A 15,264-nucleotide genomic window follows, 5' to 3' on the forward strand; every position below is an offset into this window, starting at 1 on the left:
AATGAGACGATCAAGATTTTGTATGCGTTGTTGCATGAACATAAAGAAAGGGATTGAAAGATGACAATTAGATTGTATTATCATTCTTCCTATTTAACCGAATGGGAGACAAAGATTACGAATTCGCTCAAGAGAGATGACGGATGGTACGTTCAGTTGGAGGAAAGCGCCTTTTATCCTCATGGAGGGGGACAGCCTTGCGATACGGGAACGATTAACGGCATCCCTGTATTGGATGTTATCAGTGAGGAAGATGAAGTGCTTCATAAAGTAGAGCAATTGCCGGAGGGAATGGCGGCGTCTTGCAAGATCGATTGGCAGCGAAGATTCGATCATATGCAGCAGCATAGCGGTCAGCATCTACTGTCGGCGGTTTGTCTTCAGTTATTTGGTGCAATGACGTTAAGCTTTCACCTGGGCATCGAATCCGCGACGATTGACGTGGATAAACCCGAGCTAACTTTAGAGCAGCTATCCCATCTGGAGCGGGAAGTGAACAAGACCATCTACGATAATCGCCGAATTATTAGTTATTTGGTTTCCGGGGAGGAAGCAAGCCGATTGCCGCTGGCAAAGCCGCCGAAAGTATCGGGGAACGTGCGGATCGTGGAGATTGAGAGCGTGGAATACAATGCGTGCGGTGGGACACATGTATCGTCTACGGGTGGAATCGGGATGATCAAGCTGCTAAGAACGGAGAAGATGAAAGGAAATACCCGAATTTCATTCAAATGCGGGAGCCGCGCCTTAACGGAGTTTAACGACTGCATGGGGATATTAGGGACGCTATCATCCAAATTCAATACCGGAAAAGAGGATATTGTCGCTCGCGTTGAGAAGTGGGAACAGGAGCAAAAACAGCTTCAAACCGATTTAGCTGCTCTTAAGGAGCAGAACGATTCTTTTATCGCTCGCGATCTCTTGGATCGGGCGGAATACGGCTTGATCGCGCATCAGTTTGAGAATAAGCCGTTGAAAGATTTGCAAAGCCTGGCATTAAAGCTCACGTCATTGACCAACGATCCCGTGCTGCTTGCCGATCTTGCGGATTTCAAAGTGGTACTGGCGCATAGCGGGGGAATCGAACATTCTTGCGGAGCGTTATTCAAGCAACATCTAGGGGCGTACGGCGGCAAAGGCGGAGGCAGCAGCACCATGGCTCAGGCAGCTTTCGGGACGCTGAACGAAGCATTAGCGTTCTACGAATTCGTAATTGCAAGTTTCCGAGGTAGTGTCGATTGACATGAAGTTTGTCCAAAGTGTTGACCCTTACGTAACGGAATGATTTATAGTGAATATGAGAGCGAAGGAAATTGGAGGAGAAGCAAACATGAGAAAACTCGTATTGTTCATGCACGTGTCGCTGGATGGGTATGCGACGGATTCAAAGGGAGGATTAGGTTGGATTCCTTACAATGAGGAATTAGAGAAATACGCTGAGGAAGTCGTAGCCGAAGTCGGCTCTCCCGTATACGGAAGCACGACGTATCGGCTGATGGAGAGCTACTGGCCTTCTTTGCTGGATGATCCGGATGCGTCGAAGCACGATTTGGAGCATGCCAAATGGCTGCAGGATGTTAAGAAAATCGTCATTTCCGGTTCGATGGACCATGTCGAATGGAACAATACGATGCTGATCAAGGACAATATCGCGGAGGAAATCAAGGCGCTCAAGGAGCAATCCGGCAAAGATCTCGTTATCTTCGGTAGTCCGGGGGCGGCGAAGACATTGCTTGAGCTCGGCCTGATCGACGAATTCCTGTTGACAATTTGTCCGGTCATCTTGGGTGGCGGAAAATCGGTATTCCACGGCGAAGGCGAGAAAATCAAGCTCAGGCTGCTGTCCAGCCGAACGTTCAATTCGGGCATTATCGCAACCCGCTATGAGGTAGAGAAATAGGCTTGCCGTACAAGGTGTTCCACGAGTGTGCACGATACTAACACAAATAGGCAGACCCTACAAGGATGTACGCGGGGGCTGCCTATTTTCTTATGTTACGAGTTATAGGAAATGTTGCCAATGGTAGGCGGACACACATTGCATTTATGCACATAGAATATTGATAATCTAATAAGCGAATTCGCTTAAAGAAATGGCGTCATTTGAAATGGAGTGGCATCATCATGTACGACTCGTTAAGAAGCGTCAAAATCATTTCGATCATTCTTATCGCTCTTGGTATCGTCTTTTTTCTGTTAGAATTTGCGGCTGCTGGAAGCATATCTATATTGGGTCTAGTTTTGTTCATGATCGGATTCGGGCTGAATTCTTTGATGCGCGCGGTAAGATACGAGCTCGAGAAACTTCGGTTGGAGAACGCCGAATTGAGGCGACAAATGCAGGAAAAATGGAGATGAAAGAACATAAACAATAGATTTCAATACATTTTTAGCCCCTAAGAATGCGGAGCAATACGGATGAATCTTGCTTGGAGGAGAGCTGATATCGATGGCGGTGCTTTACAAAAAAATGAACATAGAAGGGATTGAAGTCTTCTTTCGTCAAGCAGGGAATCCTAGAAATCCAGCAATTATTCTTCTTCATGGATTCCCTAGTTCTTCCCACATGTTTCGGGATTTGATACCGCTATTGGCTGATTGCTATTATGTCATTGCTCCGGATTATCCTGGATTCGGGAACAGCAGTATGCCTCCAATGAATGAGTTCTCTTATACCTTCGAACATCTATCCTTGGTTATTGAACAATTGCTTGAACGGCTCAACATCCCACGATATATTTTGTATTGTCAGGACTATGGGGGCCCAATCGGATTCCGAATTGCAATGCGGCATCCTGAGCGAGTTCTGGGTTTCGTCATCCAGAATGCTGTAGCTCATGAGGTAGGACTCGGTCAACCTTTTGATATATTCAAGGCTCTTTGGGCGGATCCGAGCCCCGAGAACAAAGCAGCGTTCTCCAAGCTTGTCGAATTTGAATTCACTAAGAAACAATATACTTCAGGAGCTTGTCATCCTTTTTTGATCAGTCCTGATGGGTATACAATGGATCAGTTCTTCCTCGATCGGCCGGGTAATGCCGCCATTCAGTTGGCACTTGGCTACGATTATCGGCATAATGTGGAACAATATCCGGTTTGGCAGTTGCCGAGTTTATGGATTCTAGCTGTGAGAACGGATGGCGTGCAATTCATGCGCTTCATCCTTTTTTGTGTGTTCACTTTTACTCTCATCTATTATTAGCTTAATAGTTTTGCCTGGTTGTATGCCTTGACAACGATCGGTTTATAATTATTTGACCGATTAGTCCAGAAATGTTACTTTACTTTTGAAGGAGGGAGACACGCAATGGCTAGACCTAAAGAATTTGATCAAGATATTGTTTTGCATAAAGCAATGAACCTGTTTTGGGAGCAAGGCTACGAGAAAACATCTATGCACCAGCTGGTTACACATATGGGAATTCACAAGGGAAGCTTATATGATACTTTCGGGGAAAAGAAGCAGCTATATAATCAGGCATTAAAGCGTTATATCGAAAAATTTGAAACTTCTCTAAAACAACGAGTAGAAGCTTCCCCTTCGTCCAAAGAGACCATACAACAATTTTTTGATATGGCTATCCGCGAACGAGAAGATATACCTCAAGGCTGTTTCATTGTAAATACAGCGGTAGAGCTATCCAGTCATGATGCCGAGGCAAGGGATTGTGTACGTGTGAATTGGGAGCATGTAGAAGGGATCATTCGTAATTTGATCTTGCAGGGTCAGCAATCCGGAGAGTTCCCTGAAACGCTTGACTCGGATCAACTGGCATCTTGTTTGAATAATGCCTTAATTGGACTTCGCGTAATGGTGAAAACCAATCCGGACAGGGAAAAACTCAGAAATATCATAAAAGTGAATATGTCATTGTTGAAATAACGGAGTAGAAGCTGTTGGAATGGAATGCCGACGGCTTTTTTTTATCTTAAACAGAAAAGTTGATTCTAGAACGATCGTTCAAAATAATTATTGACCGATCGTTCCAGAAATGATATTTTTACTTCTGAGCTCAATAAATAATGAAATTGGAGTGAGGAAATGGAAGCCAAAGTGAAATCAACTTCCTGGCATTACAGCTGGATAGTTGTCCTAATAGCGTTTATTACGCTTCTCGTCTCTGCTGGTATTCGTTCGATGCCGAGCATATTGATGGTCCCGTTTGAACAAGAGTACGGGTGGGACCGCAGTTCCATATCGGGTGTTATCTCTGTCGGTATCTTCCTTTATGGCCTTGTAGGGCCATTCTCTGCTGCTATCCTGTCTAAGTTCGGTATTCGTCGTACGATGGTGATTTCACTTGCTGTCTTGGCCACGAGCATGGCACTGACTCCTTTTATGAAGCAGCTATGGCAATATGAATTGCTCTGGGGTATTGTGTCTGGGCTAGCAACTGGGATGATGGCTAACGTCCTCGGAGTGACTGTAGCTAATCGTTGGTTCGTTAAACGCAAAGGCCTCATTGTTGGCATTCTAACCGCCAGCGCAGCGACAGGACAACTGCTATTCCTGCCTTTGTTAGCACATATCACTGTTGAGAATGGCTGGCGCTATGCTGTCTTTACCGCAGTCGGGTTTATTGTCCTGGTATTGGTGATTGTGGCGATCTGGATGAGAAATCATCCATTTGAGAAGGGGCTCGCCGCATATGGCTCTGATGAACTTGTGAAGCCAGAACCGTTTCAAGGCAATATATTTCTTACACCGCTGTCGACATTACGTCAGGCGATAAAGAACAAAACGTTTTGGTTGCTCGCAGGCACGTTCTTCTTTTGTGGATTTTCGACCAACGGTTTGATCGGCACGCATCTGATCCCGGCTTGCGGCGATCATGGTATTCCTGAAGTGATGGCTGCCGGATTGCTAGCCTTGATGGGAATGTTCGATTTGATCGGTACGACATTATCAGGTTGGTTAACGGATCGTTTTGACGCTCGCAAGCTGCTTTTCTGGTATTACGGCCTTCGCGGACTCTCCTTAATGTTCTTGCCTTATGCCCTAGATGGGGGACAATCCACGTTGTTCATATTCTCAGTGTTTTACGGACTTGATTGGATCGCGACTGTACCGCCAACGGTTAAACTAGCGGCGCAAGAGTTCGGTAAAGAGAAGATAGGTATGGTATTCGGCTGGGTGGTCGTTGCTCACCAAGTCGGTGCATCTGCCGCAGCTTTCCTGGCTGGAGCAATAAGAGATTGGACAGGAACCTACTCACCGACGTTTTTCAGTGCAGGTCTTATTTGTTTGTTCGCTGCCTTGATGGCTATACGTATTACGAAGCGCAATAAGGAACCACAAGCAGCTTAATCATAAGGTTAATAGAACATTCGAAAAGAGACTTAGGAGTTGGATCCCCTTGTCTCTTTTCGAATGTTCAACTACTAATTAATGTAGCTCTCCTCGTGCGACGCGCGCTATGCTTTCCGCAAAGAGAGGTGCTTCCCGTCTATTATGATCTTCAGATATTTGTTGACGGGTCGCGGATGCTTGTTCAAACGTGAGTCCTTGATCTTCGAAGATTTTCAATAAATGTTCTGACGGGTGGGTTACTACGGCGTTCGTAAATTCGGTTTGATCAGCGTTGACGCTCTTTACGCTAAGCTCCCAAATAACTTGCATCTGAGTCCGTTGTTCGGTTGTAATAAAAATATCGGTCGTGGAGACCATCCGGCATTTGTGCTTCTCAACAATCTCTCCGATATAATGCTGGATCGAGAGACTGCTGCCGATTTTCTCCACGTTAATCGACATTGGACGTCCGTCTTCCGTCTTGGTTGTGCCCATCGCAATATGATCCGGGGGACAACAACGTTGATACTCGGCTTCTGAGAGAGAGAATAACCAATGGCCAATGTCAACTTGTTCTATAGGAACGTCGATGATGTGACTAAAGCTCGACGTTGCAAGAGTTAAGTCCTCGCGAATCTTTGACATAAGCAAGCCTCCTGTCGAAAAGTAAATTCATTAAAGCTTTCGACAATTGTGCATACTTTATGCTCAAATTATTGAATTAGATGATCAGTTTAGTACAACAATAAAGGAATATGCAGACTGGAAGCACGTTTGTCCGCAGCTGGTTCGCGGCGGAATCGGCCACAATAATGTTGTTCGTTCCTTATCTTACTGACGAATGTTATGATGTGTTTATTGAAAGTGCATTCATACATAATCTACTCTGAAAATAGCGAGGGGACATGCCATGAAATCTATGAGATTTGATATCTTAACGATCCAAGCGATCTTCGAGAAGCATAGCCTCGGACGCATTGATCGCATAGAATATTCGGATCGTGGAATTGTGAATCCTTGTATTTTTATTAACGATCATTATGTAGTTAGGGTAAATGCCCGAGACGTGGAGCTGCCGAAATTTGACAATGAGCAGCAAGCGCTTCGAATGATGAAATCAGAGGGCATACCTGTTCCGGATGTCTATGTATTTGATAACAGCCATGAACATTTGCCCTATGAAATATTGATTACAAGCAAGATGCCGGGCATTGATGTATGGCAAGCATTGGAGACGGCTACCGATGAATCAAAAATCAAGATGGCATACAACTCAGGCATGTTACTTGCGAAAATACATGGTATTGGGCGGGATAAGTTTGGAGAGCTTGCTCTCTCGTCGAATAATCAATATAACAGCTGGCAACAGTATCTTGTTGAGGGCATGAAGCAGAGAACCAATCGTTGCCTGAAGCTTGGAATTATCAATCCTGAGGAAGCCGAGCGTTATGTCTTCGTATATAAGAGAGCGGAGCATTTGTTCAGTGGAATTGCAAAAGCATCGTTGATTCACAACGATTATCACTTTGCTAACTTGCTGTGTGCTGATGGAGAGATCACAGCTATTCTAGATATGGAGTGGTCGATTGCCGGAGATCCGGAGTTCGACTTCAAAGCGCTGCATGCCAAGGATGTATTCACGGATGCAAAGGAGATGCAGCAGGCATTCATGGCAGGTTATTCAACCCTGCGCAAGCTGTCACCTTTATTTGATATCAAGCTGCTCTATTATCAGCTCTTTGAAACAGTCGAGCTCATTTCGGTGTCCTATCTGCATTGGGGAGAAGAATCCTACCAAGGGTATAAAGCTAGTGCCAAATCATGGTTGGAGCAGATTGAAGCTTCATGGTCAACAGGATGACTTCTTGACATCCGTAACTGTAACAAATATAATTACAGTAACAAGTAAGAAGAGGGCGGCTAGCCGAGCAAACTGCTTATGCACCGTCCTTTTTTCACAACCTAACTGTAATCAATTAAGATACAGTTTGGTTATCCATTCTAATGACAGGTGGTGCTGACGATGAGCTTTGCGATCAGTGATTGGGTACAAGGCAGAACGAAGGACGGGGAACTTATTCAAGGATTTATTACGGCGATGAACGAAATACACAACATTGCAAACGTTTATGTTGTTCAATCCGATCATGATGCTGCTGTCGGCACTACGATCTCCGTGCTCAGAAGCTGGCTCAAAGAGCAGCCTACGGTGGATGTGCTGGAGTACGAGGAGCCGATCCTAGACTTTATCGAGCTGGCGCTGGCCACGCGTGACGAAGAATGGTACGCGGAGCTGATGGGGCGGATGCAAGAGGTCCACAAGCAAGCGAAAGGCAGAAGCAATGCTCCGATTCTGTATAACCGAAATCGTATCGGACGCATCATAAGATAACGGTAGAACAACATAATGGCAGCTGATCAGATGATCAGCTGCCATTTTTGAAGTAGAATAGATAATAATCCGTCTCAGCTGACAAAGGAGCACGAAACGATGAAGAAGTACATACTTTTCGATCATGATGGCGTTCTGGTGGATACTGAATTCTGGTATTACAAAGCGGGAGAACGCGCTCTGGCCGACATTGGATTTACCTTGGATAAAGACCAATACCTCCGCGACATGACCCAGTCATTGGGCACATGGTCCCAAGCTAGGAAGGCAGGTATTGATGAACAGACCCTCAGCAAGCAGCGTGAGGTCCGAAACGTCTATTACCAGAACTATCTAAGAACAGAAGACATAGAGATCGAAGGCGTAGTTGAAACGCTAGCCGAACTGTCCAAGTACGTCCGCATGGCCATCGTGACGACTGCAAAACGTGCGGATTTTCAACTTATTCATGAAAATCGCCGGATTAAACAATTCATGGAATTTGTCCTTGTTCGCGAAGACTACGATCGCACCAAGCCGCACCCGGAGCCATACTTGACCGGACTAAAGCGTTTCGGAGCTACCAAAGAAGAGACCCTGGTTGTAGAGGATTCAAACAGAGGGTTAAACTCAGCCGTAGCGGCTGGTATCGACTGTGCTATTGTCCATAACGACTTCACAAAAACACATGATTTCTCACAGGCCAGCTATCGAATCAAGACTCTGTTTGAGCTAAAAGACATAATCCTGAAAGTAAGATAAGAGAGCATTCTCCAGCGTGTTGCCCCCAAATAAGGTTAGGTTCACCATTAATTTTAATGCCGAATACAATAGTGAAAAATCACATTGTATGAGGGATATAATGGAACTACTTCGAAAGTATATAATCGCGAATCTGTTGATATTTATGCTGTGTGACCTTTTATGGATGGCGGATGGTACTATTCGCCCTTCGGTAGCCGCAGTACCGTTCTTCTTTGCCATTGTCTATTTACTGAATAGGAAGAAGTTTGAGAAGGCGTTATTTGGGTGGAATGAGTCATAGCGTAGCTTTAATTTCATAAGTGTTTCGAAAAGCCGCCGGTGTGCGGCTTTTTTTTGAGGGGATTTGGACCTTTAATCCAACTGGATGGTCAGAGCGGCTTCTAATTGGACGGTTACAAACGCGATGAACAGGTTTAAGATACCTTCATATCAAGTTTCCACGTGGAGGGGATCTAATTATGCAGGTACCAGTTGGTGTATGGATTGCTGCCGCAGCAATTGCAATCGTTGTGACTTGGATTACGATATGGGTTACGAATAAAGCCTACTCGAGAAGATGGGAAGACAGCAGCAACGAGAATGACGGACGGATATAAAAGGAGGGCTCATAGACATGTATGATATTATTTCAATGACGATATTGTCTTTCGCTTTTGTTGCGGGATCGATTTTACTTGGTGGTGGAGCCGTATACCTGATTAAGCATGATATAAAGTAAAAGATGAGATTACCCACAGGAGGCCCTGTGGGTAATTTTGATAAGGAAACTAGTCCTGTAATTGCCGATACGCCTCGCAAAATAGAGATATTCCCCGTTCGATATCTTCCGATCTCGGTCTCGCAAATGTAAACCTGACAAATCCGGCGTCCGATCCGTACACGCTGCCCGGAACAAAAACAGCTCCCCTTCTAATGGTTTCCTCCAAGAGCCTGCCGTCTTGAATCGTATTGTTCAACTTACACCATAAATGCAGTCCTCCATCCGGAATCGAGTGCAGAAGTGCATCCGGAAGCTCCTTGTTGAGCGCTTCGATTGTCAAATCCCGCCTAAATCTCAATTCCATCCGTAATCGATCCAAATGCGGTACGAACAGTGAAGATTGTAGAAACTGTGCAGCTACCTGCTGTGGGATTACGCTTAAACCGAAGTCCATCTGCTGCCTGGCATCGGCGAGACGTTTCACAATGGAATGGGGAGCTACCATCCAGCCGATTCGCAGGCCTGACGCTGCTATTTTGGAGAAAGAGCCGATATAAATGATGGACCCGACAGTATCCGATGCTTTCAAAGGAGAAGGCGGCTTGCCATCATAAGCGGTCAGACTGAAAGGATCATCCTCTACAATCGGAAGCCCAAGCTCGCTTGCGATATCAAGCAGCTGCCGACGACGTTCATCACTGAGCACCGTACCGGTAGGGTTCTGAAAATTAGGGTTGAGAAACACCATCTTAATTCGATGTTTTTTGAACAACGAACGAATCTCCTCCGGCTGAGCCCCTTGCGAATCGACCGGAAGCCGGAATAATCGAATCCCTGCAGACTGGAACATGGGAAGGGAGTAACAATAGGATGGATCTTCGATAGCCACTGCATCCCCAGGGGACAGAAGACATTGCGTAATTAGATATAACGATTGCTGAGAGCCGGATGTAATCAGAATAGATGATTCGGTCGTCCGAATTTCCCGGTATTTCTCCAGATAATCAACCAGAGCTTGTCTAAGCGGAATCGAACCTTGCGGATTGTCATAGCCCAAGTAAGAGGGATATTGGAATTCACTCATGATCTTGGCTATTTCTTCCGTCGGGGCCAAATCGGCTGCCAGCTCACCGCTTGCAAAATCGATCAAGGAAGGCTGCTGTATGAGTGCTTCCCGAATCCTTCTCATAAAAGGCAAGTTGGGCAGGAAGTTTCCGCCTTCCGCATAGCGGCTCCAATTGGGGGTGTGTTTCGGTGTCGCCTCCCATTTGGTGGTACTCACTGATGTTCCGCTGCCGGTACGGCTGTCGATAATACCCATGGATCGAAGCTCAGCAAAGGCCATGATAACGGTGCTGCGATTGACGCCAAGCTGATCTGCGAGCTTCCTCTCCGAAGGGAGCAGACTGCCGGGAGGAAATTCCCCATATGAAATTCGTTGTTCGAGATGATCGGCAATTTGTTGATATAGAGCTTTCTTACTGCCGCGATCTGGTTTCCACATCTTACGATTCCCCTTACTACTTAGGTCAATTCTGATCAGTAACTTCTATGACCTAATAGTAACACAGCCTTTCAACATGGAGAAAACGGATGGTTCATTTCGCGAAGGGCTTCGATAAAGGCTTCATTTTCAACAAAGGTGCCGATAGAAACTCGGATATGTCCGGGCAGGCCCCATATTCCTCCATAACGAACAATGATCCCTCTGGCAAGCAACTCGTTGGCTACCGTCTTTGCATCAATGCCGATTTCAATCAACAGAAAGTTACTCATGGATTCCACATAGGTGATCCCTAAGTCCTTGAGCAGGCTATACATTTGCATTAAGCCCTGAACATTTACTGCCTTGGAGGCTATTAGATGTTCGGTATCGGACAATGCTGCACGCGCTCCTGCTTGTGCCAATGCGTTAACGTTAAATGGTTCTCGTACCTTCATGAGAGTAGAGATCACGTACTCGGGGGCTAGTCCGTAGCCGATCCGGATTCCAGCAAGCCCGTAAATCTTGGAGAAGGTATGCAAAATGAGAATAGGGTAACCCTCACGCACAAACTCAAGCCCGTCCGTGTAATCCGATGCAGAAGCATATTCGCTATACGCCGCATCCAACACGATCAAAACATGTTTCGGGAGCGAGTCGAGCAGTGCGCGTAAATCCGGTTTGGCCAGATAAGTTCCGGTCGGGTTATTCGGCGAACATAGGTAGACAAGCTTCGTTCGATTCGTCACGGCACCAAGAATGGCATTACGATCATAGCCATAATCAGCATTGAGCGGGACGGAAACAACGGCTGCAGCCATTAGATGGGCACCGAATTCATATTCACTGAAAGAGGGCGATGGGATAATGACCTCATCCCCCGGTTCAAGATACGCTTCTGACACGAGTTTGATTAATTCATCCCCGCCGTTGGTGACGATAATTTGATCGGGCTGAAGCTGATTCTGCTCGGCGATCTCCGTTCTCAGTAGTGACGTATTAGCATCCGGGTATCGGTGCAGCTCCGGGAGCATTCTTTGCATGGCTTCAACTGCCTTTGGAGAAGGACCTAATGGATTTTCATTAGATGCCAGTTTGATTACGCGGGAAAGCCCGAATTTCTCTTGGACTTCCCAGATCGGTTGACCCGGCGAATAAGGACTGATGTTGCTCAGAGCCTGCCTGGCCAGTGGTTTATTCAAGTTATTCATCGTAACACCTCTCTCGGATAGAGTTCACTCATTTCTGATTGTAGTAAGAATTATTCTGCAAGTAACCATCCATTTCTGAACGAATGAGAGCGCGAATGGCTGGTTCACGGAAAATTAGTTGAATCGCTCTCTTGAAACTCGGATAAATTCAGACACAGCTGCCGTTCTATAGGTATCTTTCCTGCGTATGAACAGGGTCGGGGTTAGGTAGAACTTATCCTCGATGTTTTGGGAGCGCAATTGATATTGAACCTTGGCTCGCTCAACCACTGAACGAGGCAAAACAGAGACTCCGAGACCGGCGTGAATACATCCCAGTATTCCCTCCAATGTACCGAATTCCATGATTTTTGCAGGAATAATCCCTTTCGCATGTAACCCATCCTCGAGCTTTCGCCGGTAAGAACAACCCGCACGAAACACCAGTAAAGTCAGATTGCGTAATTGTTCAGGATGATCAAATGATGCGAATTGTCCCGATGAGACAAGTACAAGCTCCTCAACTCCAACCTCAATAATATCGAGCTCTGCATGCTCAACAGGCGCAGCTACAAAAGCTCCATCCAATTCATATTTCAATACGAAATGGATAAGTTCTTCCGTTGTTCCCGTTTTCAAGGTCAGATCGACTTCAGGATAAGCTTTCAGGTAATCGGTGAGAATATATGGCAACCGAACCGCTGCAGTGGTTTCAAGCGAGCCGATGCGAAGCGGCCCTCGTGGAATCGTGTTATCTGCTACGACGCGTACAGCCTCATGAGTAAGAAATATAATTTTCTCCGCATAGGACCTGAGTGCCTCTCCGGATGTTGTGAGTTTCACGCCTTGCCGCCCACGACGGAATAGCGTCGTATTCAATTCCTTCTCGAGCTGTTGGATACGAATGCTGATACTCGACTGCACGTATTCTAATTTCTCAGCTGCCTTGGTAATGCTTCCTTCGTCCGCAACGGCCAGAAAAATCTGCAGGTCTCGGATTTCCATCACCATACCTCCATATGAGATATTGATTATTTTAATGTTAACCATCGTTAAAGTTCATTTTACTCGATATAAGTGATGGGTTACAATGCACTCAGAAAGGAGGCAGGTCTTATGAGGCTTGTTGAAAATAATCGAACGAACTTATCTGATTCTACCAAGACCATTATTGGTGGATTTGTTATGCTCATCATAGCAATGGGCATTGGACGATTCTCTTACACTTCCATACTCCCACTAATGCAAGCTCAAGCTCATCTTTCCGGTTCGGAATCCGGGTACCTGGCGGGAAGCAACAATTTGGGTTACCTTGTCGCTGCCTTTGGTGCAGGATTCATAACGTGGGGGAATAGGAAGGCTTACCATCTTCGGATTCAATTGATCCTATGCCTCCTTACAACGGGACTTATGGGAATAGCATCTTCATTTTATGTATGGATGATTTTGCGCTTCTTAAGTGGAATGAGCAGCGGACTTATTTTCGTTTTATCATCGAGTTTAGTACTGAATGCGCTGCTTTCAGCGAAGCGTGAGAAATGGGTAGGCGTGTTCTACGGCGGGGTTGGTACGGGTATTGCTTTAACCGGATTATTGACGCCCATCCTCAGCCATTTCACTTGGAGGGGAACATGGATTGGGCTTCCGATCATCGGCTTCGTGCTGTTAGTTCTGGTTTGGCCTTATGTGCGAGAGGATAAGACGGTATCAACAAATCAACATGCTGGTTCCTCGGCTTCACCGGGCGAGAACGCATCTATCTTTGGCTGGCTTCTATTTATGTATGGCCTTGAGGGACTTGGTTATATTGTTAGTGCGACTTTTCTGGTAGCCATGGTCAAACACATGCCACAGATATCAAGTTTCGCTGACTATAGTTGGATTATCGTTGGGATTGCCGCTGTACCATCGACCGTTCTCTGGTCTTGGTGGACGAGTAAAGCCGGTTATATCAAACCTCTGATAACCGCACTGATCCTGCAAGCTGCCGGAGTCATTCTGCCGGTATGGCTGCCTAATATAATAGGTGTAACATTAGGGTCGATCCTTTTTGGCGGAACGTTTATGGGGATTGCCATGCTCGCAATTTCTGCTGCTCGAATAGCTAGACCTTCCAGCGGCAATAAAGCTATCGCTCTAATGACTGGCTTTTTTGGTATCGGGCAAATCCTTGGTCCGATTGGGGCCGGTATTGTTTTGGAAGTGACGCACAGTTACAGCTTATCCCTCATTCTTGCCACTTTGGTGCTAGTTCTTGCTGTTACCATATTGATGGTTGGCGCAGTCCTCACCAATAATAAAAGATCCATAAGAAACGCTTAGCGTAGCGTCCAAATACAGGAGGTGTTCCATCATGTTAGAAACGGAATTAACACGTATGCTCAATATTCAATATCCACTATTCCTAGCGCCGATGGCAGGCGGCCCTGCGACACCTGAGTTAGTTGCGGCAGTTTCAAATGCCGGAGGCCTGGGAAATCTGGGAGGCGCATACTTAACACCTGAACAGCTTCGAAGTACGATCCGAAGGACCAGAGAATTAACAGATAAGCCTTTCGGGGTCAACTTGTTCGTACCAGAGCAACCAGAAGAACGGGAAGGCGAAGTCGGTGAAATGACAACCCATCTCAATAAATATCGCGTCATGCTTGGCATTGAACAGAATCCATTCATTCCGAAGTCTTCAGAGTCCTTTCAGGAGCAAGTTCAAGTCTTGCTGGAAGAGCAGGTATCCATATTCAGCTTTACATTTGGCATACCACCTCATGATATGCTCCAAGCTATGAAACAGCGTGGAATTGCGATTATCGGTACGGCAACGACTGTTGAAGAAGCGATACGTTTGGAAGCGGCTGGCGTAGACGCCATTGCGGCCCAGGGAAGCGAAGCAGGAGGACATCGGGGCACATTCTTGAAGAGCGATTCGGATGCTTTGGTCGGTACGATGGCGCTTATTCCGCAGATAGTAGATCACGTGTCGATACCGGTCATCGCATCAGGTGGCATTATGGATGGACGGGGACTCGTAGCAAGCCTCGTATTAGGGGCAGCTGCTGTACAGATGGGAACCGCATTTCTGGCATGCCCCGAGAGTGGTGCCCACGAGGTATATAAACAAAAAATTCTAACAGCCAATGAGGATTCCACTGCCATTACTCGTGCCTACTCGGGCAAACCGGCAAGAGGCATTCGGACAAAATTAATGAACGATATGCATCAGTATCCGGGAACAATCCCCGCCTTCCCCATCCAAAACGTATTGACTCGAGACATTCGGCAGGCAGCGGCTAGAGCAAATAACCCCGAGTATATGTCACTCTGGGCGGGTCAAGGACTTCGATTAGCCAACAATCACTCCGCGGCAGCAATTGTTGAACAAACCATGGATCAAGCAAAGGCACTTCTCAAGAAATGGTAAGGAAAAGGAATGAATGTCCAGCATTCTGGACAACCTGACTGGAGTAA

At 46.2% G+C, this 15,264-nt stretch carries 16 protein-coding genes; 12 read left to right on the forward strand and 4 right to left on the reverse strand.

Annotated elements, in window-relative coordinates:
• Positions 1 to 60 precede the first annotated feature (60 nt).
• The 6 genes from AC0YN4_RS02730 (at position 61) to AC0YN4_RS02755 (ending at position 5,308) form a co-directional block, all read left to right on the forward strand.
• Positions 61 to 1,242 carry an alanyl-tRNA editing protein gene (locus AC0YN4_RS02730; RefSeq protein WP_475835060.1) on the forward strand — a complete coding sequence of 394 codons (1,182 nt, stop codon included), beginning with the start codon at positions 61 to 63 and terminating at the stop codon, positions 1,240 to 1,242.
• A gap of 88 nt (positions 1,243 to 1,330) precedes the next feature.
• Positions 1,331 to 1,900, forward strand: a complete 570-nt coding sequence (locus AC0YN4_RS02735) for a dihydrofolate reductase family protein (RefSeq protein ID WP_475835061.1) — start codon at positions 1,331 to 1,333, stop codon at positions 1,898 to 1,900.
• A gap of 193 nt (positions 1,901 to 2,093) precedes the next feature.
• A complete protein-coding gene (locus tag AC0YN4_RS02740) occupies positions 2,094 to 2,375 on the forward strand; it encodes a hypothetical protein (RefSeq protein ID WP_475835062.1) in 282 nt (93 codons plus the stop codon).
• 74 nt (positions 2,376 to 2,449) lie between these two features.
• Entirely contained in the window at positions 2,450 to 3,202 is a 753-nt protein-coding gene (locus AC0YN4_RS02745) for an alpha/beta fold hydrolase (protein WP_475835063.1), read from the forward strand.
• A gap of 105 nt (positions 3,203 to 3,307) precedes the next feature.
• Positions 3,308 to 3,883, forward strand: coding sequence for a TetR/AcrR family transcriptional regulator (locus AC0YN4_RS02750; protein WP_475780932.1), 576 nt, complete (start codon positions 3,308 to 3,310; stop codon positions 3,881 to 3,883).
• A gap of 159 nt (positions 3,884 to 4,042) precedes the next feature.
• Entirely contained in the window at positions 4,043 to 5,308 is a 1,266-nt protein-coding gene (locus AC0YN4_RS02755) for an MFS transporter (protein ID WP_475835064.1), read from the forward strand.
• Between the two features lie 78 nt (positions 5,309 to 5,386).
• Here AC0YN4_RS02755 and AC0YN4_RS02760 read toward each other — a convergent pair whose 3' ends face one another.
• Positions 5,387 to 5,935: a hypothetical protein gene (locus AC0YN4_RS02760; RefSeq protein ID WP_475835065.1), complete on the reverse strand. Its 549-nt coding sequence runs from the start codon at positions 5,933 to 5,935 to the stop codon at positions 5,387 to 5,389.
• Between the two features lie 265 nt (positions 5,936 to 6,200).
• Between AC0YN4_RS02760 and AC0YN4_RS02765 the strand changes: the two genes are divergently transcribed.
• The 4 genes from AC0YN4_RS02765 (at position 6,201) to AC0YN4_RS02780 (ending at position 9,022) form a co-directional block, all read left to right on the forward strand.
• Complete coding sequence (locus AC0YN4_RS02765; RefSeq protein ID WP_475780935.1) at positions 6,201 to 7,151, forward strand: phosphotransferase family protein; 951 nt, start codon at positions 6,201 to 6,203, stop codon at positions 7,149 to 7,151.
• A 162-nt stretch (positions 7,152 to 7,313) separates the two neighbouring features.
• A complete protein-coding gene (locus AC0YN4_RS02770) occupies positions 7,314 to 7,682 on the forward strand; it encodes a hypothetical protein (RefSeq protein WP_475835066.1) in 369 nt (122 codons plus the stop codon).
• A 99-nt stretch (positions 7,683 to 7,781) separates the two neighbouring features.
• Positions 7,782 to 8,423, forward strand: coding sequence for an HAD family hydrolase (locus AC0YN4_RS02775; RefSeq protein ID WP_475780937.1), 642 nt, complete (start codon positions 7,782 to 7,784; stop codon positions 8,421 to 8,423).
• Between the two features lie 461 nt (positions 8,424 to 8,884).
• Positions 8,885 to 9,022 (forward strand): hypothetical protein, encoded by a 138-nt coding sequence (locus AC0YN4_RS02780; RefSeq protein WP_475780938.1) that lies wholly within the window; start codon positions 8,885 to 8,887, stop codon positions 9,020 to 9,022.
• Between the two features lie 171 nt (positions 9,023 to 9,193).
• Here AC0YN4_RS02780 and pdxR read toward each other — a convergent pair whose 3' ends face one another.
• From pdxR to AC0YN4_RS02795, 3 genes are all read right to left on the reverse strand, one after another.
• Positions 9,194 to 10,630: a MocR-like pyridoxine biosynthesis transcription factor PdxR gene (pdxR, locus tag AC0YN4_RS02785; protein WP_475780939.1), complete on the reverse strand. Its 1,437-nt coding sequence runs from the start codon at positions 10,628 to 10,630 to the stop codon at positions 9,194 to 9,196.
• A 71-nt stretch (positions 10,631 to 10,701) separates the two neighbouring features.
• Positions 10,702 to 11,820, reverse strand: a complete 1,119-nt coding sequence (gene hisC / locus AC0YN4_RS02790; protein ID WP_475780940.1) for a histidinol-phosphate transaminase — start codon at positions 11,818 to 11,820, stop codon at positions 10,702 to 10,704.
• A gap of 114 nt (positions 11,821 to 11,934) precedes the next feature.
• A complete protein-coding gene (locus AC0YN4_RS02795; protein ID WP_475835067.1) occupies positions 11,935 to 12,804 on the reverse strand; it encodes a LysR family transcriptional regulator in 870 nt (289 codons plus the stop codon).
• A gap of 111 nt (positions 12,805 to 12,915) precedes the next feature.
• Here AC0YN4_RS02795 and AC0YN4_RS02800 point away from each other — a divergent pair, with 111 nt between their 5' ends.
• Positions 12,916 to 14,121 carry a YbfB/YjiJ family MFS transporter gene (locus tag AC0YN4_RS02800; RefSeq protein ID WP_475835068.1) on the forward strand — a complete coding sequence of 402 codons (1,206 nt, stop codon included), beginning with the start codon at positions 12,916 to 12,918 and terminating at the stop codon, positions 14,119 to 14,121.
• 28 nt (positions 14,122 to 14,149) lie between these two features.
• Positions 14,150 to 15,217 carry an NAD(P)H-dependent flavin oxidoreductase gene (locus tag AC0YN4_RS02805; protein WP_475835564.1) on the forward strand — a complete coding sequence of 356 codons (1,068 nt, stop codon included), beginning with the start codon at positions 14,150 to 14,152 and terminating at the stop codon, positions 15,215 to 15,217.
• The last annotated feature ends 47 nt before the right edge of the window (positions 15,218 to 15,264 follow it).

The organism is Paenibacillus sp. J22R3, from assembly GCF_056269305.1.